The 22,456-nt window shown below is 54.3% G+C and carries 17 protein-coding genes and 1 pseudogene; 14 read left to right on the top strand and 4 right to left on the bottom strand.

Features of this window, described 5'->3' with window-relative positions; translation table 11 throughout:
- Positions 1-12: 12 nt before the first annotated feature.
- Complete coding sequence (locus ACXX82_RS00740) at positions 13-870, bottom strand: helix-turn-helix domain-containing protein (protein WP_458562130.1); 858 nt, start codon at positions 868-870, stop codon at positions 13-15.
- 242 nt (positions 871-1,112) lie between these two features.
- Between ACXX82_RS00740 and ACXX82_RS00735 the strand changes: the two genes are divergently transcribed.
- From ACXX82_RS00735 to ACXX82_RS00710, 6 genes are all read left to right on the top strand, one after another.
- Complete coding sequence (locus tag ACXX82_RS00735) at positions 1,113-2,915, top strand: GMC family oxidoreductase (RefSeq protein WP_458562129.1); 1,803 nt, start codon at positions 1,113-1,115, stop codon at positions 2,913-2,915.
- Positions 2,916-2,994: 79 nt separating this feature from the next.
- Complete coding sequence (locus tag ACXX82_RS00730; protein WP_458562128.1) at positions 2,995-4,332, top strand: MFS transporter; 1,338 nt, start codon at positions 2,995-2,997, stop codon at positions 4,330-4,332.
- A gap of 71 nt (positions 4,333-4,403) precedes the next feature.
- Positions 4,404-5,162 carry a sterol desaturase family protein gene (locus ACXX82_RS00725; RefSeq protein WP_458562127.1) on the top strand — a complete coding sequence of 253 codons (759 nt, stop codon included), beginning with the start codon at positions 4,404-4,406 and terminating at the stop codon, positions 5,160-5,162.
- Positions 5,163-5,278: 116 nt separating this feature from the next.
- The gene (locus ACXX82_RS00720) at positions 5,279-6,739 is read left to right on the top strand and encodes a UbiD family decarboxylase (protein ID WP_458562126.1); all 1,461 of its coding nucleotides are present in this window, start codon (positions 5,279-5,281) and stop codon (positions 6,737-6,739) included.
- Complete coding sequence (locus ACXX82_RS00715) at positions 6,736-7,353, top strand: UbiX family flavin prenyltransferase (protein WP_458562125.1); 618 nt, start codon at positions 6,736-6,738, stop codon at positions 7,351-7,353. The genes ACXX82_RS00720 and ACXX82_RS00715 overlap by 4 nt, the downstream gene beginning before the upstream one ends.
- 56 nt (positions 7,354-7,409) lie before the next feature.
- Positions 7,410-8,867 (top strand): aldehyde dehydrogenase family protein, encoded by a 1,458-nt coding sequence (locus ACXX82_RS00710; protein WP_458562124.1) that lies wholly within the window; start codon positions 7,410-7,412, stop codon positions 8,865-8,867.
- 13 nt (positions 8,868-8,880) lie between these two features.
- Here ACXX82_RS00710 and ACXX82_RS00705 read toward each other — a convergent pair whose 3' ends face one another.
- Positions 8,881-9,837, bottom strand: a complete 957-nt coding sequence (locus ACXX82_RS00705) for a LysR family transcriptional regulator (protein ID WP_458562123.1) — start codon at positions 9,835-9,837, stop codon at positions 8,881-8,883.
- A gap of 192 nt (positions 9,838-10,029) precedes the next feature.
- On the opposite strand from ACXX82_RS00705, the gene istA reads away from it, so the two are divergent.
- From istA to ACXX82_RS00675, 6 genes are all read left to right on the top strand, one after another.
- Positions 10,030-11,565, top strand: coding sequence for an IS21 family transposase (gene istA, locus ACXX82_RS00700; protein ID WP_458562122.1), 1,536 nt, complete (start codon positions 10,030-10,032; stop codon positions 11,563-11,565).
- 35 nt (positions 11,566-11,600) lie between these two features.
- Entirely contained in the window at positions 11,601-12,395 is a 795-nt protein-coding gene (istB, locus tag ACXX82_RS00695; RefSeq protein ID WP_458562121.1) for an IS21-like element helper ATPase IstB, read from the top strand.
- A gap of 494 nt (positions 12,396-12,889) precedes the next feature.
- A complete protein-coding gene (locus tag ACXX82_RS00690; RefSeq protein ID WP_322240832.1) occupies positions 12,890-13,498 on the top strand; it encodes a hypothetical protein in 609 nt (202 codons plus the stop codon).
- Between the two features lie 7 nt (positions 13,499-13,505).
- Entirely contained in the window at positions 13,506-15,515 is a 2,010-nt protein-coding gene (locus ACXX82_RS00685; protein WP_458562017.1) for a TnsB C-terminal domain-containing protein, read from the top strand.
- Positions 15,516-15,554: 39 nt separating this feature from the next.
- Positions 15,555-16,550, top strand: a complete 996-nt coding sequence (locus ACXX82_RS00680) for an AAA family ATPase (protein ID WP_458562016.1) — start codon at positions 15,555-15,557, stop codon at positions 16,548-16,550.
- The gene (locus ACXX82_RS00675; RefSeq protein WP_458562015.1) at positions 16,550-17,179 is read left to right on the top strand and encodes a TniQ family protein; all 630 of its coding nucleotides are present in this window, start codon (positions 16,550-16,552) and stop codon (positions 17,177-17,179) included. The genes ACXX82_RS00680 and ACXX82_RS00675 overlap by 1 nt, the downstream gene beginning before the upstream one ends.
- A gap of 647 nt (positions 17,180-17,826) precedes the next feature.
- Here ACXX82_RS00675 and ACXX82_RS00670 read toward each other — a convergent pair.
- Together ACXX82_RS00670 and ACXX82_RS00665 are read right to left on the bottom strand one after the other, a co-directional pair.
- A complete protein-coding gene (locus ACXX82_RS00670) occupies positions 17,827-19,143 on the bottom strand; it encodes a type II toxin-antitoxin system HipA family toxin (RefSeq protein ID WP_458562120.1) in 1,317 nt (438 codons plus the stop codon).
- Positions 19,143-19,448 carry a helix-turn-helix domain-containing protein gene (locus tag ACXX82_RS00665; RefSeq protein ID WP_458562119.1) on the bottom strand — a complete coding sequence of 102 codons (306 nt, stop codon included), beginning with the start codon at positions 19,446-19,448 and terminating at the stop codon, positions 19,143-19,145. The genes ACXX82_RS00670 and ACXX82_RS00665 overlap by 1 nt, the downstream gene beginning before the upstream one ends.
- An 835-nt stretch (positions 19,449-20,283) precedes the next feature.
- Here ACXX82_RS00665 and ACXX82_RS00660 point away from each other — a divergent pair.
- Entirely contained in the window at positions 20,284-20,559 is a 276-nt protein-coding gene (locus ACXX82_RS00660) for a DUF4148 domain-containing protein (RefSeq protein WP_458562118.1), read from the top strand.
- 1,733 nt (positions 20,560-22,292) lie between these two features.
- A pseudogene (locus ACXX82_RS00655) lies at positions 22,293-22,451 on the top strand (YeeE/YedE family protein); the annotation flags it as partial.
- Between the last annotated feature and the right edge of the window lie 5 nt (positions 22,452-22,456).

Raw genomic sequence — 22,456 nt, 5'->3', positions numbered from 1 at the left:
TTTTTTCGGGGTTCAGGTTTGATAGTCGTACAGGTCGACGACCTTGCGGTACTGGCTCGGAAGCGCACCCAGGTGTTGCTGAAAAAAGCGGGTGAAATGGCTCTGGGCGCTAAAGCCCAGGCTTTCGGACAGGCTGATCAGCGAGTTGCGGGTTTGGGCCACGCCGTTGATAGCCGCTTCGATGCGCAGCACATTGGCGTACAAACTGGGGGTTAGGCTCGTATCTTGTTGAAATAACTTAAAAAAGTGGGCGCGCGAAAGACAAGCCTCTGCGGCCAGCTTATCGATGTCGAGTTCTGTGCCAACGTTCGCGCGCATGTACGACAGCGAGCGTCTGATCCGCGCATCGGGTACGTGCGACAGCGCGACGTTACGCAGCTTGTTGAACGTGCGCCACTCCGAGAACGTATCGATCACCGCAAGCATTAGGTTCGACAGTAGCATATCAAGCTGTTGAGCACTTAGTTGTTCAGCGTGCAGCATCTGCATGGCCAGCTGGTTGGCCAATGTGCTGACAGACTTTGCTATCTCCACGCAAGCCTGAGGGAAGAAACCGGGACTGCCGCTCGAAATAAATGCTCTTTCGATTTGGCCAAGCCACATCGGTTCGATATACAAGGCCAGGATAACGGTGCCGGGTGCATCCGGGTTGTGGTGGGTGTACGCGTGAGGCTCCCAAGAGTTCACCAGCACGACCGTCTTGTCGGTCAACGGGTAGAGCTTGTCGCGCACCGAAAAGAATGTATCCTCGCCGCTCACCTTGATCAAAACATGGCACTGAGAATGGCCGTGGGTGACCAAGGGTCGATCCATGTCGAGCAAGGCGACCCGTCCAAACTTCCCCAGCAAAATACGTACTGCAGCCGACATTTCCTCTCCCCAACTACTTGCGTCGAATTTGGCGCGCTGATGCCCCACTCGATTTATCATTCACTTTTTTAGCTTCTGTAGGTCTTAGTAACTTGGCCGCAGAATAAGTCACAATCATCGCATACATTTTGCAGAGAGGCCAGACTAGGCCCGCATGCATCTATCAATTTTTATGATATCAAACATAAATAATTATTAATATAACAGATGGAAATTACAGGCTATTCTCGTTTCATAAGCGGATGACTCCAAGTTCAGGAGCCGGCAGTCGACTCGCACATCAAAAAATACAGGAGACTATTGTGCAGACCTCAGATGAAAAATTCGACTACATCATCGTCGGTGGCGGCTCGGCAGGCTGCGTGTTGGCAAACCGACTGTCGGCTATCCCTAGCGTGCGGGTCGCACTGATCGAAGCCGGCCCCGACACCCCGCCGGGTGCCGTCCCCAAGGAAATTCTCGACAGCTATCCAATGCCTCTGTTCTGTGGCGACCGCTATATCTGGCCAAATTTGAAGGCGAAGGCGACCCCCACTGCCCCGCTCAAGGTCTACGAACAGGGCAAGGTGATGGGCGGCGGATCAAGCATCAATGTACAGGCGGCAAATCGCGGATTGCCGCGCGACTACGACGATTGGGCTGCACACGGCGCCACCGGCTGGGCTTGGAAGGATGTCCTACCGTACTTTCGTAAACTCGAACGCGACGTCGACTTCGGCGAGTCGGCGCTGCACGGCGGTAGTGGGCCAGTGCCGATACGGCGCATCCGTCCCGACACCTGGCCGCCATTTTGTACTACCTTCGCAGACGGTCTGCAGCGCAGCGGCCTGCCGTTTCTAGAAGATCAGAACGGCGACTTCGGTGACGGTATGTTTTCGGCCGCATTTTCGAACCTGGACGACCAGCGCGTCTCCACCGCGGCAGCCTACTTGGACCCGGCGACGCGGGCGCGCCCCAACCTGAAGATTCTTGCCAGTACCAACGTAGAACGCATTACGGTACAAAACGGCACTGCGCGCGGCGTGCTCGCGGTTGATGCTCAAGGGATGCGCATACAGTTCAACGCCGACGAAGTGATCCTCTGTGCCGGCGCGTTGCAGTCGCCCACCTTGCTCTTGCACGCCGGCATAGGCGATGCAAGGGCGCTGACTGGGTTGGGTATTGGCGTCGTCGCCGACCGGCCCGGCGTCGGCCGTAATCTGCAAGACCACCCATCGCTCACCTTCTGCCACTTTCTTGAGCCCGAATTCCGTATGCCGCTAGCCCGGCGCCGCGCCAGCATGACCGCGGCGCGCTTCTCATCAAACCTCGCCGGTTGCGACGCTTCCGACATGTACATGTCGAGCGCCACCCGAGCCGCCTGGCATAAGCTGGGTAACCGGCTCGGCCTATTCTTTTTGTGGTGTAATCGGCCGTTCTCGCGCGGCCAGGTTCAACTTACCTCGCGCGATCCGATGACGGCGCCCCAAATCGACCTGAACCTGCTCTCCGACGAACGCGACGTGCTCCGTCTCGCCATTGGCGTGCGCAAGCTGGCCCAGGTGGTCCAGCAAACTGCACTGCACCGTCACCCGGACGATTTTTTCCCGGCTGCATTTTCGCCGCGCGTCAAGGCGCTGAGCCGCTTCACCAACACCAACGCGGCCCTGACCACGGTCCTCGGTGCCATGCTCGATACACCGGCGCCCCTGCGGCGTTGGATCATCGAGACATTCGTCACTGGCGGCCAACGCATGTCGGCGCTACTGGCTGACGAACAGGCGTTGCATGCTTTCATTCGCAAGAACGTGTTCGGGGTATGGCACGCAAGCGGCACCTGCCGCATGGGTCTGGCCGCTGACCGCAGCGCCGTCACCGATCATGAAGGACGCGTTCATGAAGTGGCGAATCTGCGTGTGGTCGACGCGTCGCTGATGCCAAGCCTGCCTTCGGCAAATACGAACATCCCCACCATCATGATGGCGGAAAAGATTGCTGACGCAATTGTTGCGCGCTATCCCGCGCGCAATACGCTGCGTCAGGAAGAGGCAACCGCAGATCGCTGATATTCAAAAGCGACGGTTGATATCGTAGTAAAAACCCGGCGCGCTCTGGCGCGGCGAATACTTATAAGAGGAGACGGAAATGTCTGCAGTCATCACTCAAAACACACTCGACGCGCGGGAAAATAACCGCCATGTGCTCAGGGCGGTTATTGCCTCCTGTGTCGGTTGGTCGCTCGACCTGTTTGACCTGTTTATTCTGCTGTTTGTGGCGCCGGTGATTGGCCGCCTGTTTTTCCCTTCCGAAAATACGATGTGGTCGCTGGCAGCAGTCTACGCCTCGTTCGGCGTCACCTTGCTCATGCGCCCCCTCGGCTCAGCGCTGTTTGGATCTTACGCGGATGTACATGGCCGCAAGCGCGCAATGATCGTGTCCATGATCGGCGTGGGTGTATCGACAGCTCTGTTCGGCGTGCTACCAACCGTTAAGACGGTCGGTGTTGCCGCTCCGATACTGTTCATTATCATGCGGCTGATCCAAGGCGTGTTCGTTGGCGGCGTCGTGGCGTCGACCCACACGATCGGCACCGAGTCTGTGGCGCCGCGCTGGCGTGGCGCTGTGTCCGGCCTGATCGGCGGCGGCGGCTCAGGTCTCGGCGCCCTGTTCGCGTCCCTCGCCTTTTACATCATGTCGGCGATTTTTCCGGGCGACGCATTCGATGAATGGGGCTGGCGCTGTATGTTCTTCACAGGCATTATCAGCGCGGTGCTGGGCATCACGATCTTCAGCAAACTGGAAGAATCTCCGATGTTCAAAAAGATGCAGGAAACCAAGAAACTCGCCAAGGCGAAACGTTCGCCGATCCGAACCCTTTTTTCGCGCGACTACCGCTCTATCCTGTTCGTGAACCTGCTGCTAACAATCGGCGCCGGCAGCGGTTACTACTTGACCTCCGGCTTCCTGCCGACTTTCCTGAAGGTCGTCAACCACACGCGTGGGGAAACCGCGGGTTTCATCATGATGATCGCCAGTGTATCCGTCATCTTCGCGTCGGTGAGCGCCGGCCACCTAAGCACCCTCATCGGTCGCAAAAAAACCTTCCTGCTAGTTGGGGTTGCACGCCTGATCCTGTTGCCGTTAATCGCACTGACGCTGCCAGGCGTGACCGATACCATGGCGCTGGTGCTTTATGTCGTCCTCTTCAGCATGCTGGGAAGCGCCGGTTATGCGCCACTCCTGATATTCTTGAATGAGCGTTTCCCGACCGCTATCCGGGCCACCGGCACCGGCCTGTCGTGGAACATCGGCTTTGCCATCGGCGGTATCCTGCCCACATTCGTGTCGCTCGCTTCCCCGATGCCAAAGGATGTGCCGATGACGCTAGCGCTTTTCTTGGGTGGAATCAGCGTAATTTTCCTGATCGGCGCACTCGTCGTACCCGAGACGCTCGGCAACCTCGACAAGCCTGACGCTGTCTGAACTGAACCACCCGCCGCATGGTCCCGCACACGGGGCGATGCGGCACTCATACGCACCAGAGGCCACACATCATGCATCTTAAAGATCAGAAAATACGCCAACGGTCAAACCGCTTCCGCGAAGAATACCTCGCTGATACCCCCCGCTGGTATAAGGGCGAATTGCACCTTGGGTTCACGCTGCTATTCACCGGTAGCGTGATTGCCTATTGCGTATATCAGCTCGGCATTACCAGCTGGCAGGAACGGCTAGTCGCGATACCAATCTTCTTGTTCGGCAACTGGGCTGAGTGGTCCGCACACCGCTACTTGCTACACCGTCCGAGCAAGTATTTCAACGCGGTGTACAAACGCCACTGCGCCACGCACCACCAGTTCTTCACTCACGTGACGCTCGACTACGAAGACCACAAGGCATGGCGCGCGCTGCTGTTTCCTCCATTCGCACCGGTGATGTTCGTGCTGGCCGCTCTCCCGCCGGCGCTGCTGGTCGGTTGGTTATGGTCGGCCAACACCGGCTACATCGCGATGATCACCATGGCTGGCTATTTCTTGATGTATGAAGCGCTGCATGCCCTCTCGCACGTGGTAAATAGCCCATTTCTCGACAGTATCCCGTTAGTAAACTCGGTGCGCCGCATGCATGTGATCCACCACCATCCGGAACTGATGGCAACACGCAACTTCAACCTGACGTTCCCGATCTGCGATGCTTTGTTCGGAACAAGCGACCTGGAAAAAGGACTGATGGGAACGCTATTTCACGGCAGCGGACACGACAAGATGAGGGTGGAAGAGCGTCGGGTCGTTGGAATCGACGAACGAGATTAGGTCGTGCCTAAGCGCCCCGCCGCGTGGGGCGTAAAGTATTAGGGCGCAAATTTAGCGCGGACGACAGCGCCCCCCGGCAACGCCAGCCACCCGCAGGACAATCAAAGGATACGATAATGAAAAACTGTAATTTTCCACTGGGCAAGGCCGCCGATCTGCGGCAGTGGCTGGCGCACCTTGACGCCACAGGTCGCCTGGCGGTCATCCGTGACTGCGTGCCGCTCAAGCACCGGCTGGCAGCAATTGCCAAGCGCCTCGATGGCAAACAGGCTGCTTTCTTCCCGAAACCGGATGGACACGCAATCCCGGTCGTCTCCGGCTTTATGTCACGCCGTTCCTGGATTGCGGAAGCGATGAACGTCGAGCAGTCCGCGTTGCTGGCGGCTTTCCGCTGCGCTGCCGATAACCCACTACCATGGCACGAGGTCGCTGCCGCGGACGCGCCGTGTCAGCAAGTCGTGCACCGCGACATCGACATGCAGGCGCTATTGCCAATCCCCACTCATAGCGAACACGACAACGGTCCGTATATCACGGCTGGCTTGGTGATCGCCCGTAATCCGGTGACCGGGATCCAGAACGTGTCGATCAACCGCATTCAGGTGCACGCTAAGGACAGAATGGCGATCCTGATGCTGCCGCGTCACCTGCTTACGTTCTACCAACAGGCCGAAGCCAACAACCAATCGCTCGACGTGGCCGTAGTGATCGGCGCAGATCCGCTGACCTTGCTGGCCTCTCAAGCCATCACCCCGATCGACCATGATGAACTGGAGATTGCCGGCGCCCTGCACGGCGCACCGCTACCGGTCGTGAAGTGCCTGACCAGCGAGGTGCGCGTGCCGGCTAATGCTGAGATCGTCATCGAAGGCAAACTGCTGCCCCGAGTACGCGAACCCGAAGGACCATTCGGCGAATTCCCAAAATACTACAGCGCCCGGGAAAACCGCGAAGTGATCGTGGTCGAGGCGATCACCCACCGCACCAATCCGATCTTTCATACCATCGTGCCGGCCGAAATGGAGCATCTGCTGCTCGGTTCGATCCCGCGCGAAGCGACGCTGCTCGCGCACCTGCAGCGTAGCTTCCCCGGCGTGCTAGACGTTCATCTATCGATTGGCGGCGTCGGCCGGTATCACCTGTTTGTCAAGTTCAGCAAGCGCCGCGAGGGCGAGCCAAAGAATGTGATCCTGTGCGCGTTCGGCGCCCACTATGATATCAAGCAAGTGACGGTAGTCGACGATGATGTCGATGTGCACGATTCGCTGCAGGTCGAATGGGCGGTCGCCACGCGGTTTCAGGCCGACCGCGACCTGATCGTAATCGCCGGGGCCCAAGGCTCGGTGCTCGATCCTTCGACAACCGTCGGCATGAATGGTCCAGATGGCGAGGCCCCGCCAGCGCACCAGCAGGGCATCAGCGCCAAGATGGGCCTGGACGCCACCAAACCCGTCTCCTCCCCTGGGCATGTATTTACCAAAGTGCGCATCCCTGGAGAAAACGAGATAGACCTCGACCAAGAAATCGTCAGGGGCGCCACCGTCAACTGGGCCGACAATAAGGCGACGACGCCATGAATGCAAGTGTGCCAAAGCCACGCCTGATCGTCGCCATCACAGGTGCCAGCGGCGCCATCTTTGGGGTACGCCTACTCGAACAACTACGCGCATCGGGGGCCTGCGAAAGCCACTTGGTCATCTCGTCATCGGGCGTAATGACCGCGCAGCAAGAACTTGGGATGAAACGCGGCGAAATCGAACTGCTGGCCGACGTGGTCCATAACGTCAAGGATATCGGTGCCACAATCGCGAGCGGGTCGTTTCAGTCGGCCGGTATGGTGGTTGCACCGTGTTCTATGAGGACGCTGGCCAGCATCGCCCACGGCCTCGCCGACAACCTGATCAGCCGCGCCGCCGACGTCATCCTAAAAGAACGCCGGCGCCTGATATTGCTCGCCCGTGAAACGCCGCTTAACCTGGCACACCTGCGCAACATGACCAGTGTGACCGAGATGGGCGGTATCATTTTTCCTCCAGTACCGGCCTTCTACACGCAACCGCAGACGATCGACGACCTCGTCAACCATACGGTCGGCCGCCTGCTCGACTTGTTCTCGCTCCCTCACAGCGAACTCGTGAAACGCTGGGAAGGAATGCAGAAACAGGTGCCGACTGCCGGTCAGGAACTCTAAACCTCCCGCACTGATCTACGCGCACACTATTCAAATTACAAGGAAAACTCGTCGACATGAGCAATCTGCACGCACTCAATTTCATCGATGGCCAGTGGCAAGCTGCGAGCAACCACGCCACCGGCCAAAGCGTCAATCCGGCCAACGCTAACGTCATCGGTACGTATGCCGACAGTGGCAGCGACGATGCACGCCTTGCCATCGCCGCAGCAAGGGAGGCTTTTGAAACGTCGCTTTGGGCGCACGACGCGCGCTTGCGTCAGATGACACTGCTGCAATGGGCTGACCGGCTGGAGCGGCGCCCCGAACTGGCGCTGCTGCTGACTCAGGAAAACGGCAAGATAATGGCGCAGTCGCACGGCGAAATGACCGCGGCGATCTCCGAGATCCGCTACTATGCCGGACTAACCCGCCATATCCAGGGACACTTCATGGAAGTCGAACCTGGCGCATATTCGGCCACGCTGCGCGAAGCGGCTGGGGTCGCCGCCCTGATCATTCCATGGAATGCGCCTATCGTCCTGCTGATCCGCTCACTGGCACCGGCTTTGGCCGCCGGCTGCACGGTGGTGGTCAAGCCCGCGTACCAGACAGCGCAGATCACCACTCAGGTTTTGCGCGACCTGGCGGCGATCAAGACCTTGCCGCGCGGCGTGCTGAACTTGGTGCTCGAAAGCGGCAACGAAGTTGCTCAAGAGTTGGTGTCCTCCACCGACGTGGACGTGCTCAGCTTTACCGGATCGAACGGGACCGGGCAGCGCATCATGGCGGCTGCGGCACCGACGATGAAGAAGCTGTCGCTGGAACTGGGCGGAAAATCATGCTGTCTGGTGTTTCCGGACGCCTTGGCCGATACAGCAATCATCGCTAAACGCATCGCGGCTGCAGCCACTGTCATCTCCGGCCAACAGTGCACCGCCGCACGCCGCGTGCTGGTGCATGCATCGCGCTATGACGACATGAAGCGGGCGCTAAAGAACGCGCTCGAATCGATCGTGGTTGCGTCTGGCGATTCTGCGGGCGCCGACATGGGACCGCTGATCGACGCCGCCGCGCTGGCCAGCGTCGGCGGTGCCGTGGACCGCGCGCTCGATGTTTGCGATGAAGTTGTTGTGCGGGGTCGGCGGCTCGGCGGCAAACTGGCGGTAGGCAACTTCCTAACGCCAAGTCTGGTGGCCCACGACGATTCAAATGCTTTCTTTTCTCAGGAAGAGATCTTCGGTCCGTTCGTCGTACTCGAGAAATTTGGGGACGAAAAAGAAGCCGTTGCACGCGCCAATAACACCGTGTTTGGCTTGTCGGCCAGCATTTGGACCGCCGATGGTGACCGCAGTATGCGTATTGCGCGAGCCTTACGCAACGGCACCGTCTGGGTCAATGACCACAACCGACTATTTGCCGAGGCGGAGACCGGCGGTTACCGCCGCAGTGGAATCGGGCGCTTGCATGGTTACGAGGGTTTGGCGGACTTCCTTGAAACCAAGCACATCTTTCGCAACGCCGGAGTCGCGTAAAGCGGCGCACTGACTATTCGCTATGGTGGTTGGCGCCTTGCGTTGCCTTGGCTGACTCCGGTTCATGCTTTTGCCTGCGCAGGAGCATGTTCTGGGACAGCATGGCAATGAAAAGCTTGGTCGCCTGGTTTAATGGACGGCGCGGGTTCGCGACACTTACCACTTGCCTGATCAGGCGCGGCGACAAGATAGTATGCGAGTACAAGCTGCCTGCGCTCAGTTGGCGGTGCACTGCGATATGCGGGACGATTGTAGCAAGCTGGGTTTGTTCGACCAGTTTAATCGTCGTGACCAGTGAATCGATCTCGAATTTTGGTATAAGTTCGACATTCTCGCTTTGTGCGAAACTATCAATATTGCTTCGCAAACCATGGCCGCGTGTCGGTAATACCAATTGCAGACCGAGCGAGGACAGCTGCTGCAGCGTCAGTTGCGGCGGCACGGTGCCCTCATGCGCTGCGCTGGTAATGAGCACCATCTCTTCATCGACAATGTGTTCGACGTCCAGCGCCAGCAGACAACGCGGTTTGTTGACGATTGCCGCATCGAGCTGACCGCCCGACACCCAGTCGATGAGCGTGTTCGTGTAGCCGTCGGCTACCTTGACGCTGACATCCGGGTATTCATTCGAAAATTTACTTAACGTTTCGACCAGCACGCCCTCGGTAATGGAAGCGATCAGGCCGATACTGACATGGCCGCGGATAGTCTCATCATTGCTGAGTAACTGAGCGTGCGCACTCGAGAAGTCGCGCATAATCGGCAAGAATAGACGATACATCTGGCGGCCCGCCGCGGTCGGCACCATCCCTCGCCTGCTACGCTCGAACAATCGCTGGCCAATCTGCTCCTCGAGCCTGGCGATTTGCATGCTCAGCGCAGGCTGTACTATGTTCAGTCGATGCGCGGCACGGGTCACCGTACCATCTTCAAAGAGGGAAATAAAGTAATGAATCTGACGAAATTCCATGAGTGTGTGCGATAGATCCGCACGAAATTGTTAGGGTCTTTCCATTTTAGCGCATGTAAACCTAAGTATAAATGCCGCGTGAATAATGTACCGGATAGCGCACTTGAAACGGCCGTGAATGGCGCGTTAAAAGTGTACCAATCCCAGCCTGTAGTCTTATGCCCTTGATGGTGCATAAGAAAGGCGGAAAGGATGTTTCCCGTGGACATATACGTCAAAGTACGTCGCGCCGTGATGGTCGAGAACAAGAGTGAGCGTGCGGTTGCGCGCTACTTCGGTATCCATCGCAATACCGTCAGGAAGATGTGCCAGTTCGCGGCACCGCCGGGATATCGGCGAGCGCCGGCCCCGGTCTCTCCGACGCTGGCACCGTTCGCAGCTATCATCGACGCCATTCTGGAGGCCGATAAGCAAGTCCATGTGAAACAGCGCCATACGGCGGTACGTATCCGCGAACGATTACGTGACGAGCATGGCTACGACGGTAGCTACACCCTGGTGCGCGAGTACGTCAACGGTGTGGCCAGCCGGCAGAAGGAAGTGTTCATGCCACTGGCGCATCGCCCCGGCCATGCCCAGGTCGATTTTGGCGAAGCCGACGGGTACATCGGCGGCAAGAAGGTCCGCTTCCACTATTTCTGCCTGGACATGCCGCATTCGGATGCGTGTTTCGTCAAGGCGTATCCGACCGAAGACACGGAAGCCTTTCTGGACGGTCATCTTGCTGCCTTCGCGTTTCTCGGTGGCGTGCCGCAATCAATTCTGTACGACAACACCAGGATTGCAGTGGCCAAGATATTAGGCGATGGCCAGCGCCGACGGACCCATGCCTTTGCCGAATTGCAGAGCTACTACCTGTTTGACGACAAATTCGGACGTCCCGCCAAAGGTAACGACAAGGGTAAAGTGGAAGGACTGGTCGGCTACAGCCGACGCCACTTCATGGTGCCATTGCCGGTGGCAGATGACTTCGCTGCATTGAATAGCCAATTGCTGGACGGCTGCCTGAAACGTCAGCGTGCCGTGCTGCGTGGTCAATCCGACATCATCGGCCAGCGCCTCATCCATGACCGGGCGGCATTGATGCCGTTGCCGGTAACGCTCTATGACGCCAGTCACAAGCAAACCAGCCGGGTGTCATCGCAATCGTTGGTCCGTTACCGCACCAACGACTATTCGGTACCGACGCAATACGGTCATCAGGCGGTGCTGGTCAAAGGCACCGTCGACTGGGTCGACATCTATCTGGTTGGCAATCCGGAGTGCATTGCGCACCATCGTCGCAGTTATGCCAAAGCGGACTTCGTGGTGAACCCGCTGCACTATCTGGCGTTGCTGGAGAGGAAGCCGCGTGCGCTTGACCAGGCTGCACCGCTGCAAGAGTGGGCATTACCAGCGGCCTTCGAGCGATTGCGACGCCTGCTGGAAGCGCGCATGGACAAGCGTGGGCGCAAGGAATATATCCAGGTCCTGCGGCTGCTGGAAACTTTTAGTATCGGGCAAGTCGAACATGCCATTGGCCAGGCCCATCATCTGGGCGTGCTCAGCTTTGATGCCATCAAACACCTAGTATTGTGCGCCATCGAACGACGACCACCCAAGCTGGATTTAACCCTGTATCCGTATTTGCCGAACGCCACGGTCGGCACGACCGATGCCGGCAGCTACCTCAGCTTGCTCAGCGGGAATGCGCTACTGACGCAACCTGTTACCGGAGACCTCGCATGAACGCCAACAGCGCGGCGCTGTCGGAGACCACCACGGTGGCACCGCAGGTACTGTTGGTCAACCACTTCAAAGCCCTGAAGCTGCCGACCTTTGCCCGGGAGTATGAGAAGGTCGGCGCCGACTGCGCGCGTGAAGGCGTAGATTACCCACGCTATTTATTACGGTTGTGCGAACTCGAACGTATCGACCGTGAACGCCGCACGATGGAGCGGCGCATCCGTCTGGCCAGGTTTCCGGTGACCAAGAGTCTGGATACCTTCGACTTCATGGCGATGCCAACCTTAAACAAATCCCTGGTGCTCGAACTGACACGCTGTGAGTGGATTGATAAGCGCGAGAACGTCATCGCGTTAGGACCTTCGGGTGTTGGCAAGACGCATACTGCGCTGGCACTAGGATTAGCTGCCTGTCAGAAAGGACACAGCGTTGCCTTTACGACGGCCGCCGCCCTGGTCCATGAACTGATGGAAGCGCGTGACGAGAAACGACTGCGTGCCTTGCAAAAGCAACTGACTAACGTGAAGTTACTGATTGTCGATGAACTGGGCTATGTGCCGTTCACAGCGGTCGGTGCGGAATTGTTGTTTGAGGTCTTTAGCCGACGCTATGAGCACGGTGCCACGCTGGTGACCTCGAATTTACCGTTTGACGAGTGGACCAGCGTCCTCGGTTCGGAGCGGCTGACTGGCGCCTTGCTTGACCGGCTTACCCATCACGTCCACATCCTGGAAATGAACGGCGAATCGTATCGATTGGCCACTAGCAAGAAACGGCAACAGCGCAATGTCAAACCAAACAGCACTGCTGAAAAAGGAGGGGCCACCCCGTAAAAGCAACGTCTTGAGGGAACGGGCTACGCTGCGCTGCGCCCTTCACCCCAACTCTGCAGAGTATAGAAATGTGCATTGAAAAGAGAACAATTCAGGCCCTCAACGGCTCTATTTATTAACCCGGATTGGTACACTTTTAACGCGCCATTTGGTACATCTTTACTCCGGCATTGACATCGCCGTCTTCGCGCACCAGCAAATTGACTAACGTGTCCTGATCGGGGTTGCCGATTTCATGGAGTTTGCGCATCGTGTCGGCCAGCACATCGCGGCTATAGGCACACCATTGTTCTTCACTGGCGTCAATTTGCGGCCGTAGACAACAGTAAATTCGTCCAAATTTTTCACCCTGCTTTCATAGGAGAGTGCTCACACATTTGGACAAATTTACTTTTTAAATTGTGTGGGCAAATTTGTCCTTTGGCAGCATGAGAAAGTAAATCTGTCCTTACGCAGCTTGAAAAGCCTAAAAAGTATTCTATGCTGTTGAATTCATGGACAATTTTTCGCGATATCGCTCTGCGATGTTATCAAAAAGGTCGCGTGACGAACGTTTGATCGAAGCGTGCAGCCCGAAACTGGGTCGCCGCTTACAGTGTTTTGGCGAGCATGCCTTTAAACAATGGTTGCGTCTGGAATCCGATCCTGTCGTGCAGACGTTTTGCGAGCGACCTGCGATGATCGATTTTGCTGGCAAGTATCGCGTCGCTGATTATTGGGTGCGTCAAGCCGATGCTGAAATGTTTCTGATCGTTGGCGAAGAGCATGCATCTTCATCGGTGATGGTCGGTGATACCAGCGTAGTAGTGCGTGCAATTCCGTTGGCGGAACTCGCTGCAGCACGGATGTGGGTTAGCAACTGGGAGTTGATGATAGTGAGCATCGTTTCGTGTCAGCGATTGATTACAGAACCGCTCATCCGTTCGGTACTGCGGTGTGTAACGGAACCGATGCAGTTGTCCCGCATAGAACGTGAATTAGTGGTGGGTGACCCGACCTTGGTGCGTGCAACCGTGTATCACTTATTGCATCAAGGGCGATTAACAGCACCGCAGTTAATGCTGGAACCGTTATCATTTTTGACGCCCTTCGAACCTGTGTGAGTTTCCTATGATTCCTCGTCGATACACTCTGCAGGGGATGGATATCGATACGTGGTCGAGCATTGATGTGAATGCTCTTTCAGAAGACAAGCGCAAGGTATTTCAAGCGCGCCATCAAGCGATCGTGTTGTATGCAGGTGGGGAATTGCTGCATAAAATCCATGCCCAAACAGGCATTAGTGGTCGCCAACTCTATCATCTGATTCAGCGTTGTTTGAGCGTGGATGACGATGGCAGAATCTTTGGTTTGCGTGGGCTGCTCAAGCACCAACGCATCGGATCGTATATGCGAACCGCCGCATTGGCACCGGGTTGTAGCGTAACAGGCCAGGGTTTTGTGGGCGCGTTCAGTGCTCTGCTAGAACGCTATCCGGCACTCATGCAATGGTTACACAAACAGATTGATGAGCATGCTGTTGTTCTGAACCAGATCAGCACTGATGAGGGTTTAAAAACGCGCTTGAGCGGGATCGTCGCATTACAGGAATCATTCCTACGGCAATGTCGCAGAGCCGGCATCACCGCAATGGAATATCCTTTAAATACTGATCGCATGGGCATTCGCTCCCTCTCTGCCTATGTCAAGTCAGAAATACTCAAGAATTTCGGTGCTGCTGCGCGTGCTGCCGGTGCGCATCACCTCAAAGGCTTACCAACTTCACTCGCATCAGCTACGGCGATTGTGCGTCCATTCCAGTCAGTTGAATTTGATGGGCATCGACTGGACCTGCGCTTAAAAATTGTGATTCGCGATCCGCTCGGCTATGAACAAGAACTGGAGATCGAACGCATATGGTTGCTGGTGATTCTGGACGTGTGTACCCGCGCCGTACTCGGTTATCACCTGGTGATTGCGCGAGAATATAGTCGCTACGATGTGATCAAAACCATCGAGCAAGCATTGACACCGCACCAGCCACGCAGTTTTACCTTGCAGGGTGTGGGCTATGGCGGCGCTGGCGGATTTCCGTCGGGGAAGTTGCCAGAACTTGGCTATGCCATCTGGCAACGGATTAAACTCGATAACGCCAAAGCCAATCTCGCCAATGAAACCATCGCTGCGCTCTGTGAATTTATTGGTTGTGCCGTGGATGCCGGACCACCGTACCATCCCGATGACCGACCGTATATCGAGCGCTTCTTTGGCACGATCGCCAACGCGGTATCGTCACGCTTGCCCGGTTACACCGGGTCCGGGCCGGACGATGTGCGACGTGCATTAAGTTCTGCGAAAGGCGACCTGCGGTTATTCCTGTCGCTTGCTGAGTTGGAAGAATTGATGGAGGCGTCGCTGGCGACCTACAATGCCACGCCGCATTCCGGCTTAAATGGCCGCACGCCACTGGAAGCGATGACCTATCACGTGCGCGGCAAAGCCGCCATGATCTCCTGGTTACCGGAAGCGAAACGGCGCACGCTGTGCCTGATGCAAGAGGCGCGTCGCTGCCCAGTGCGCGGTTATCTGCAACAAGGCACACGTCCGCATATCAATTTGTTTCAGGTGCGCTATACCAGCGCGGTGCTGGCCAGCAGCGGCTCTTTGTTGGGAAGTCATTTACGCGTGTATTACAACAGCGATGATTTACGCACCGTGCGTGCATTTCTGGCCGATGGGTCTGAGCTCGGCATACTCAAAGCCCAGGGAGCATGGGGCGAGGTCAGCCACGATATCACTCTGCGGCGCGAGATCATGAAGAAGCGCGGTAACAAGCGCCTCAAGGTCACAATCGATCATGTGTTTATTGATGATTTTATTGCGGATAAAAAAATCAAAGCCAAGCGCAGTCGGCGTGCGGCCAGTGATCTGGAAAGAACCATGCGCATACTGGCGAAAGCCCCGACTTCCGCGACGCCGCCTGGACCACCGTGCGAGCATGGTAGCGCCCCAATCAAAACTGAGGCTCTATGCAATTTAGGTGAAGCAACAACCACAACACCGACGATACCGACCGACATCAACAAAAAAATCGTCCCGATACCACTCACCATCGGCAGTGGATATGGACCCAGTATTTAGCAAGTCGAATGCTGATTTTTTGCATCAAGGAGAGATCCTTTGTCTAGCCATAACAACCGCCTGACCCGTCCCATCAGCGAGGAATTACATCCACTCGCTACCGGCCAGTACCGGATCGCTACCCCGGCCATCCAGGCGTTTTACGAACTTATTTCTCGCTGTTTACGCTACCGCATTACCGGTGCATTAATTTATGGTCCACCGCGAATAGGCAAGACTAAAGCGATTGAATACATCCGCTTGTTACTCGCTGAAAAAGTGCCGACCATCACCACCTATCATGTGCAAGCTGAACATAAGCCGCGCCATGCAGAAGGCCCGTTCTTCGCCAATCTGCTGGAAGCCGTTGGTTACCCTGATGCGTCAGGCGGATCGAATTCTGCCAAGCGGCAACGCCTGATCAATAAAATTCGCGAAGCCTGTATCAAGGCCGGGCGCGGTACCGTCATCTTGTTTTGCGATGAAGCCCAGCGCTTCGATGAAAACGAATATGAGTGGTTACGCGACATTCACGATCATCTGGATCGCATGGAAATCAAGCTGTTCACATTTCTAGTCGGCCAGCAGGATTTGCTGTCGATTAAAACTAATTTCCAGCGTAGCGGCAAGATGCAAATTGTGGCCCGTCTGATGGTCGAAGAGCTGGCATTTTATGGCGTGCGCGATGTAAATGAAGTGGCCACCTGCCTGGCGGGATACGGCCAGACCTTCTATCCACGCGGCTCGGAATGGAGTTTTACCCGATTCTATTTGCAGCAAGCGGTGGATGCTGGCTATGTCCTCACTGATGATGCGCAGTTAATTTGGACAACCTTCGAGAACATCCATAACAAAGCCGGATTCAGCGGGGCGATGGATATTCCGATGGAATCGTTTACCCGCGCCGTCGAGATCGTCCTTAAGGACGCAGCGATTCATGATGCACCGGCTTATCGGCCACCGCCTGCGCTCTGGGAACAAGCAATACGACACTCCGGTTATACCCAAATCAGGATCGCTACCAGTCGTCTTAAACTGGCGCTGCGGGAGGCTTAGTGCGAGAGCGCGGCGAGATCAAGATTCCCGCGTTTGCTGCGTATCCGATTATGCTGGTCGATACGCATGCCCTAACCCCTGCACTGGGATACGTCTTTAATTCGACGTGGCTGGATCCGCAGGAATCTATCGTATCCATGCTCTGGAAGTTTGCGCGGATGAATCTGATCGCTGGCCATCTCATTGCAGGGCAAATTTCCAGAACGGTGGTAGATCCCTATGAGGGAATTAATCCCAGTAGCAGTGAAGTTGACATCCGGCGCGTACATCAGATGCTGTGCTTGCCATCGAAGCTGATTCGCAATGCATTGCTGCCAGATGGGTTGGGTTGCCCCGACTTTCGCTATTGTCCACGCTGCATGCGCCGCGGCTATCACAGTGTGGTGCATCAGATAGCGCTGGTCACGCACTGTCCGATACATGGCAACGCCTTGCAAAACGCATGCGTTCGCTGCGACAGCAAAACGCTATATCGGCTCAATGCCATTCTGTTGGATGCGCCATTTCGATGCGGATATTGCCAAAGCTATTACGGCACCTGTCATCCACGTTTTTTAGAAAGAACGCCACTAAATTTAAAGGCGCGGGTCGCCATCACGCGCATGCGGTTGCATTATTTCGCACATTGAATTGTTCATTTCGGTGAATTTTTATCAAAAAAACAGCTAAAACAGATGGACGAATTTGCTTTCCGCAATGCGCGAAATTAATTTTGGACAAATTTACTTTCTAAAACCGATAACGCATTGAATTTATTGGATAAATTTCTGATGCTTCAGAAAAAATCAGGATTTGGACAAATTTACCGTCACAATTTGGACAAATTTGCTTTCGTCTACGAATTTGTCCAATTTTTTACCCTCCTTTCATAGCTAAGCCTTCGCGCATTTGGACGAATTTACTTTCTTATTTATGAGTGCAGTTAAAACCGGAGGCAGCCGCCATCACCATCGTCAATTCGTGCCTCGATGATCATCCGCATGACAATCTCCACAATCGATCGTGAGGCAACAAATATATTGTGAAATCTGCCTTATCGGCTGCCTCCGGTTTTAACTGCACTCTACTGCCGCTGTGTCGAGGGAGTGTTAAAAAGGCTAGGGTTTTATGCCACCCGCTAGGCGTAGGCCCTTCAGAAATTGTGTTGTATGTTCTGGATACCCCAGCCTTTTTAACAGTCCCCTTTAGCACGACAGCCAAGTAGGAAATAGAGCCTCAATTCTGACTCTCGATGAGATCGAAAAGTCATAGGGTGGCGCTATCCTGAGACCGCCCATCAATTAGTTTGTGGTGGGCGATTATTTTCTGCGCTGGAAGCGTCCCTGGTTACAGCAATATGGATCCGGTCAGATGCATCGGCAGCACTAAAGCACGGCGTTAACGTATGAATATCGGTGTCCTCCATACCGGCTTCCTTGAATACATGACGCCAACGCGAAACTACTTCCCGCACTTTATGAATGATGTTCTGCGCTTCTTGCGTAGTCAGAAGAAACCGACCACATTGGGAAAGAGCGTTACGCATTGTGCTAGCGGCACCTTGGGCTCCTACTCCAATAGCCTGCGGCAGCGACATGGCGTCCATGTGCGGTACGATGTCGAATGCCGGTGACAAGACGAATTTCCCCTGCCTGGTCATCAGGAATGCATGATTGCGCATATGATCATCGACGTTGCCGACCAAGATGTTCAGTACCATGCGCCGAAACAGTTCGTGACTATCAGCCACGCCTTGCTTGCTCCGCGGCCGCATGGTTTCTGCAATGCCAGCGTAAGAATATTTAGTCTTGTATTCGCGCTGGTCTGAGCTCAGGACGTCGATATTGATTAATGACTTGGCGCTCATGTAGTGCAGCCGGTGACCGTCCTTAGTACGGTCAAACCGCTCAATCAAGAGCACCGACTTGTCCGCAATTTTTAGCAGCTCGAAATTAGGCACATTGATGCCGGCCTGGAAGGCGAGTTGCATAGTGGCATACTCAGCAGTGGGAACATCGAACTTGTCGTCCGCGCGGCTGAACTTGGCGATATGCTCAAAGCCATCGTTCATGACAACGGTTTTTGGGCGCACCCCACCTAAGCTTGCGCCCGGCTGCATAAGTCTCACGGCCTCTTCATCGAGGTCTGTGTCAATCTTTACGGCCAATTGACTGATGGTCGAAAGAAGCCGCTGGCTAAGAACATTAACAGGCGCCGCAAGCACGCCGATATCCGGATGAATGTCGCTCGACACAGAAAAACCCAGACAACCAGAGCCATAATGCCAGGACTGCAGAAACCATTCGACTGGTGTCGTGGGCAGCGGCTTATTTTCTTTGCGTAAAATGCTGCTGGTGAGCCGCACACCCCAGGCATTCGGACCGGCATCCGAAAGCACCCCATAAGAGCCATCCTGATGCCGAAGGATCATTTGCTGCTTGGCATCTAAAGGCAGATGCAACGGATCAATCGAAAATGCATCTTCGCGTTCAATGTAACGCAGACCGTAACCGAAGTGCCCATCCCCATTGACGTCTAAGCCAAAACTCGCAATGGGGATAGGTTTAGCTGGATCCTCGCAAATGAAAACCACGCACTCTGTCAAAGGGCCCATTAAAAATCCCGTTTCAAAATAGGGGGAGAAGCGACACGTTGATGCTTTGGCTTGTCGGGCTGACTTAAAATTAACTCCACGTCGCTTAGTTCTTGCAACGATTCAAGCACTGTTAGAAATACGCCTAGTGATACACCTGGTTCACCGCGCTCCAAGCGGCTTAATGTCGTGCGGTGGATACGGCAATTTTTTTCCAACTGCACAAGAGATAATTTCTGAGCCTTCCGTGTGTTGCGAATGCGTTCGCCCAAGCGTTCAGCTGTCTCCAATACAGGAAATGGCGTAAAGCTTTTATCATGTCGCATAGATGCATCCTTTTAAGGATAATGGTGGATATATACATCCTATACGAAATCAATTTAATAAATAGAAGGAAGATCGCAATCGCTGTAATTGTATAGGCATTTGTCAATAATATGTCGCATAGATACATCATTTATAAAATATATGATGTATCTATGCAGCTATTAATCGCTTGAAGTACCGCTATGATGATGTCAAGTAGACTACGGTTGCCGCCGCAATTGCGCGGCGGTTTAACCGCGGTTGAATTTTCTATGCGCGCCCCGCTAATTCTCCAGACAGACTTCATTGCGATTTTCTCCGATAATTTAGTAATACATTTTTTGCGATCGACACCTCATCGCAAATCAGCCAAGCCATCACGTATAAAACGATCATATGTCGTGATCTCTATTGTCCGTATGGAACCAGTCTTAACTGGTCGTTATCTGGTCTGGTAAGCAATTGCGCCATCGATCGGTTTTGCAACGCAAAATGGCTTAACCTGCGCAAAATTCCATTTCGTATGTCTTGTCTCCATGGAGCACTAAATTTCAGGGGAATCTCAAGTCGGCTTAACCCGGTTTCTCGTTCCGCTGCATATCAGATCCCCTTTACAACCTCATTGTTATTATTTCCAATAATGAAATAGTTAATTATAAATTACGCTGTTTATTGTTAAAGACGAATCCCGTAAACTTAGCTTCATCGATGGACGCAACACACAAACAGCCTCACATCAGCCCTCAGAACTGCCAATGTGCCGCAAGTGCCCGTTCACCGAGGCAGGACCCGACGGGCTGCATTTCGCCTATTCCGCCGAGCCCGGTGCTATCCCTAACTTTTTGGAGCAATATCATGAACACCAAACAATTGATCGCTGGTCTGATTGTCTTAGCCGCTGCTGGCAGCGCTTTCGCTGAAGCCCCATACCCGGCCGACGATCATTTCGTCTCAACCAAGACCCGTGCGCAAGTGATCGCCGAATTGGCCGATGCGCGCGCACAAGGCTTGATGAATTATAGCGATGCCACCTATCCAATTCTTGTGGCACAAAAAAGCAACTTGACCCGCGCGCAAGTGACACAGCAAGTACAGAACGAGCTGGACAACACTGTTTATAACGGCGTCTAATAGACAGTAACCATGCAATAAGGGACTGAGGTGTAGTGAAACAGTTATGGGGCTTCCGATAACTATTTCACTGCACCTCAGCCCCTCTTTTCTTGTGGTGATCACTTTTTGCTTCGCGCTCCCTATGAAAACGGCGATGTTACGCATTTACGCAGCGATCCTTACGGTAACGTAATCGTCTCAACGCCAGAAATTCTGGATTCTGATGCAGAATAAACACTCGCCAATCACCATCAATCTGAACACTCCGGAGCGTGCGCAAAGTGCTGCGCGGTACGAATTCCATCCAAGTTGAACAAAAACGGCTTGCAGAGGATTTGGAGCATGCGGGCTACCACGTAAAGTAAGTCCATCGATGGGCAACGAATGCGGTAGTCGTCAATCGAAGTAAATCTGGAAACAAACCAAAATCCGTAAGTCCCTGAATTTACAGGCCTAGCTTTTCTTTTGTTTGTACTTTTGCTTCGGCGATGTGCGAAGTAAAGTTGATACATCCTGGAAATTCGAAGTAAAACTGCTAAAATGTAAAAAAATAAGCCGAGAACCGCATCATTCCTCACTTTGTGCCACCACGTTTCACTTTTTCGATCGATAGCGCTCAGTCGAAAAGGCATCGTATTTCGCTGTGTGAGCACCCCAACAGGTGTAACAGGCGCAGCGCGTTAAACGAACAAAAGTTAGCGCTATCATTACATCGTATTGAAAGCGCATTTTGGGCGGACCTCTGAAATTTTTTCAGCCGCTTCTGGGTGAGCAGTTACGCTTGTGTCAGATTCGGCTTTCATTTCAATTTGCATCAGCTAAGACCATTATCAATGTAATTTTGCCGTCGCTGCGTGACGACGTTTCTGGCGGAAGTGTCACCCACAGTCGCTCTGCTGGCATCAGCGCATGACATGGTAAGGATGTATCAACCCTTACCTGCTTCGCCGCATTCATGGCCTGCCCTTTTATAGCATCGCTGAAGAGGAGGCTGCACAATAAGTTAATGAGTTTGACGAACTGATTTATCTGCATTTGAAGAGGCGCTGGAAGAGTCATGGCGCGAATGGCTGGTGTGCATCGATTTGCTCGGCGTAGAGATTTTAGAACGGGTTCCATGGCGCTTGCGCATCCGTCCGGCTGCCTACATTAATTTAGCTAGAAAGAAATAAAAACGCACCATCAACTATTTTGCATAATTACTTCGCAAAGTGCCGTAAGTATTTGTTTTAAAAAGAGGTGAGTCTTGAAAAACGACAGGGCGTCAACTTGTTACCACTTTTGCTTCGTTTTTTTATCACCTTTACTTCGGTTGACGTCCCCGCAAGGGCCGGTGATGAAATCGGCGGGGTGAACCGGAAAGACTAAAGGGTTCTCTCGACGGCATCAGATGTGCCAAAGTGGAGTTTCGAAGCTCACCAAACCATTAATCAGATGGCCAGCAATCAGATGCATCCGCGTAAGCTTCCATAGGATCGAGACGATGAATTATTGTGGATCCAGCGATGGGGGTGCGGCGTCAACACCTAAACACCTGGGTGAAAAATATCCACAGGCGATCAATAGTAAGTGATCCATTTTCAGCGCAACTTTACGCTATTGCTCTTTTTGTCGGTGCGGCATTACTGGAAAAATTTTTAACTCTGAATTCGTCTTAGCTGAAATTTTAAGCGGTGTGAAATATGCCTTAAAACAACTCAGAAAACCAAGCGGTGAGGTAACTACCGGTGATGATGCTATCGAAATCATGCCTGTTAGTCGGCATAGGGACCCGCTACGGCTCAGGCTGTACTAGCGGCCATGGTGTAAGCGGGCTGTCCAGGCGCTCACCCCGCTCCATCGTGGCTACTGTTGCCTTCATGTTTGCCGGGTTTGCGACAGTCTTTATCGCACGCCACGTTCTTGGTTAAAGGGA

Source organism: Glaciimonas sp. GNP009, assembly GCF_054343755.1.
Note: the sequence above shows the minus strand (reverse complement) of the source record. Positions and strands in the feature narration are given on the sequence as shown.

What these genes read in the sequence shown, in the direction of transcription:
- ACXX82_RS00740 (WP_458562130.1), bottom strand. Translation starts at nt 870, where the DNA reads ATGTCGGCTGCAGTACGTATTTTGCTGGGGAAGTTTGGACGGGTCGCC.
- ACXX82_RS00735 (WP_458562129.1), top strand. Translation starts at nt 1,113, where the DNA reads ATGACTCCAAGTTCAGGAGCCGGCAGTCGACTCGCACATCAAAAAATA.
- ACXX82_RS00730 (WP_458562128.1), top strand. Translation starts at nt 2,995, where the DNA reads ATGTCTGCAGTCATCACTCAAAACACACTCGACGCGCGGGAAAATAAC.
- ACXX82_RS00725 (WP_458562127.1), top strand. Translation starts at nt 4,404, where the DNA reads ATGCATCTTAAAGATCAGAAAATACGCCAACGGTCAAACCGCTTCCGC.
- ACXX82_RS00720 (WP_458562126.1), top strand. Translation starts at nt 5,279, where the DNA reads ATGAAAAACTGTAATTTTCCACTGGGCAAGGCCGCCGATCTGCGGCAG.
- ACXX82_RS00715 (WP_458562125.1), top strand. Translation starts at nt 6,736, where the DNA reads ATGAATGCAAGTGTGCCAAAGCCACGCCTGATCGTCGCCATCACAGGT.
- ACXX82_RS00710 (WP_458562124.1), top strand. Translation starts at nt 7,410, where the DNA reads ATGAGCAATCTGCACGCACTCAATTTCATCGATGGCCAGTGGCAAGCT.
- ACXX82_RS00705 (WP_458562123.1), bottom strand. Translation starts at nt 9,837, where the DNA reads ATGGAATTTCGTCAGATTCATTACTTTATTTCCCTCTTTGAAGATGGT.
- istA (WP_458562122.1), top strand. Translation starts at nt 10,030, where the DNA reads ATGTTTCCCGTGGACATATACGTCAAAGTACGTCGCGCCGTGATGGTC.
- ACXX82_RS00690 (WP_322240832.1), top strand. Translation starts at nt 12,890, where the DNA reads ATGGACAATTTTTCGCGATATCGCTCTGCGATGTTATCAAAAAGGTCG.
- ACXX82_RS00685 (WP_458562017.1), top strand. Translation starts at nt 13,506, where the DNA reads ATGATTCCTCGTCGATACACTCTGCAGGGGATGGATATCGATACGTGG.
- ACXX82_RS00670 (WP_458562120.1), bottom strand. Translation starts at nt 19,143, where the DNA reads ATGGGCCCTTTGACAGAGTGCGTGGTTTTCATTTGCGAGGATCCAGCT.
- ACXX82_RS00665 (WP_458562119.1), bottom strand. Translation starts at nt 19,448, where the DNA reads ATGCGACATGATAAAAGCTTTACGCCATTTCCTGTATTGGAGACAGCT.
- ACXX82_RS00660 (WP_458562118.1), top strand. Translation starts at nt 20,284, where the DNA reads ATGAACACCAAACAATTGATCGCTGGTCTGATTGTCTTAGCCGCTGCT.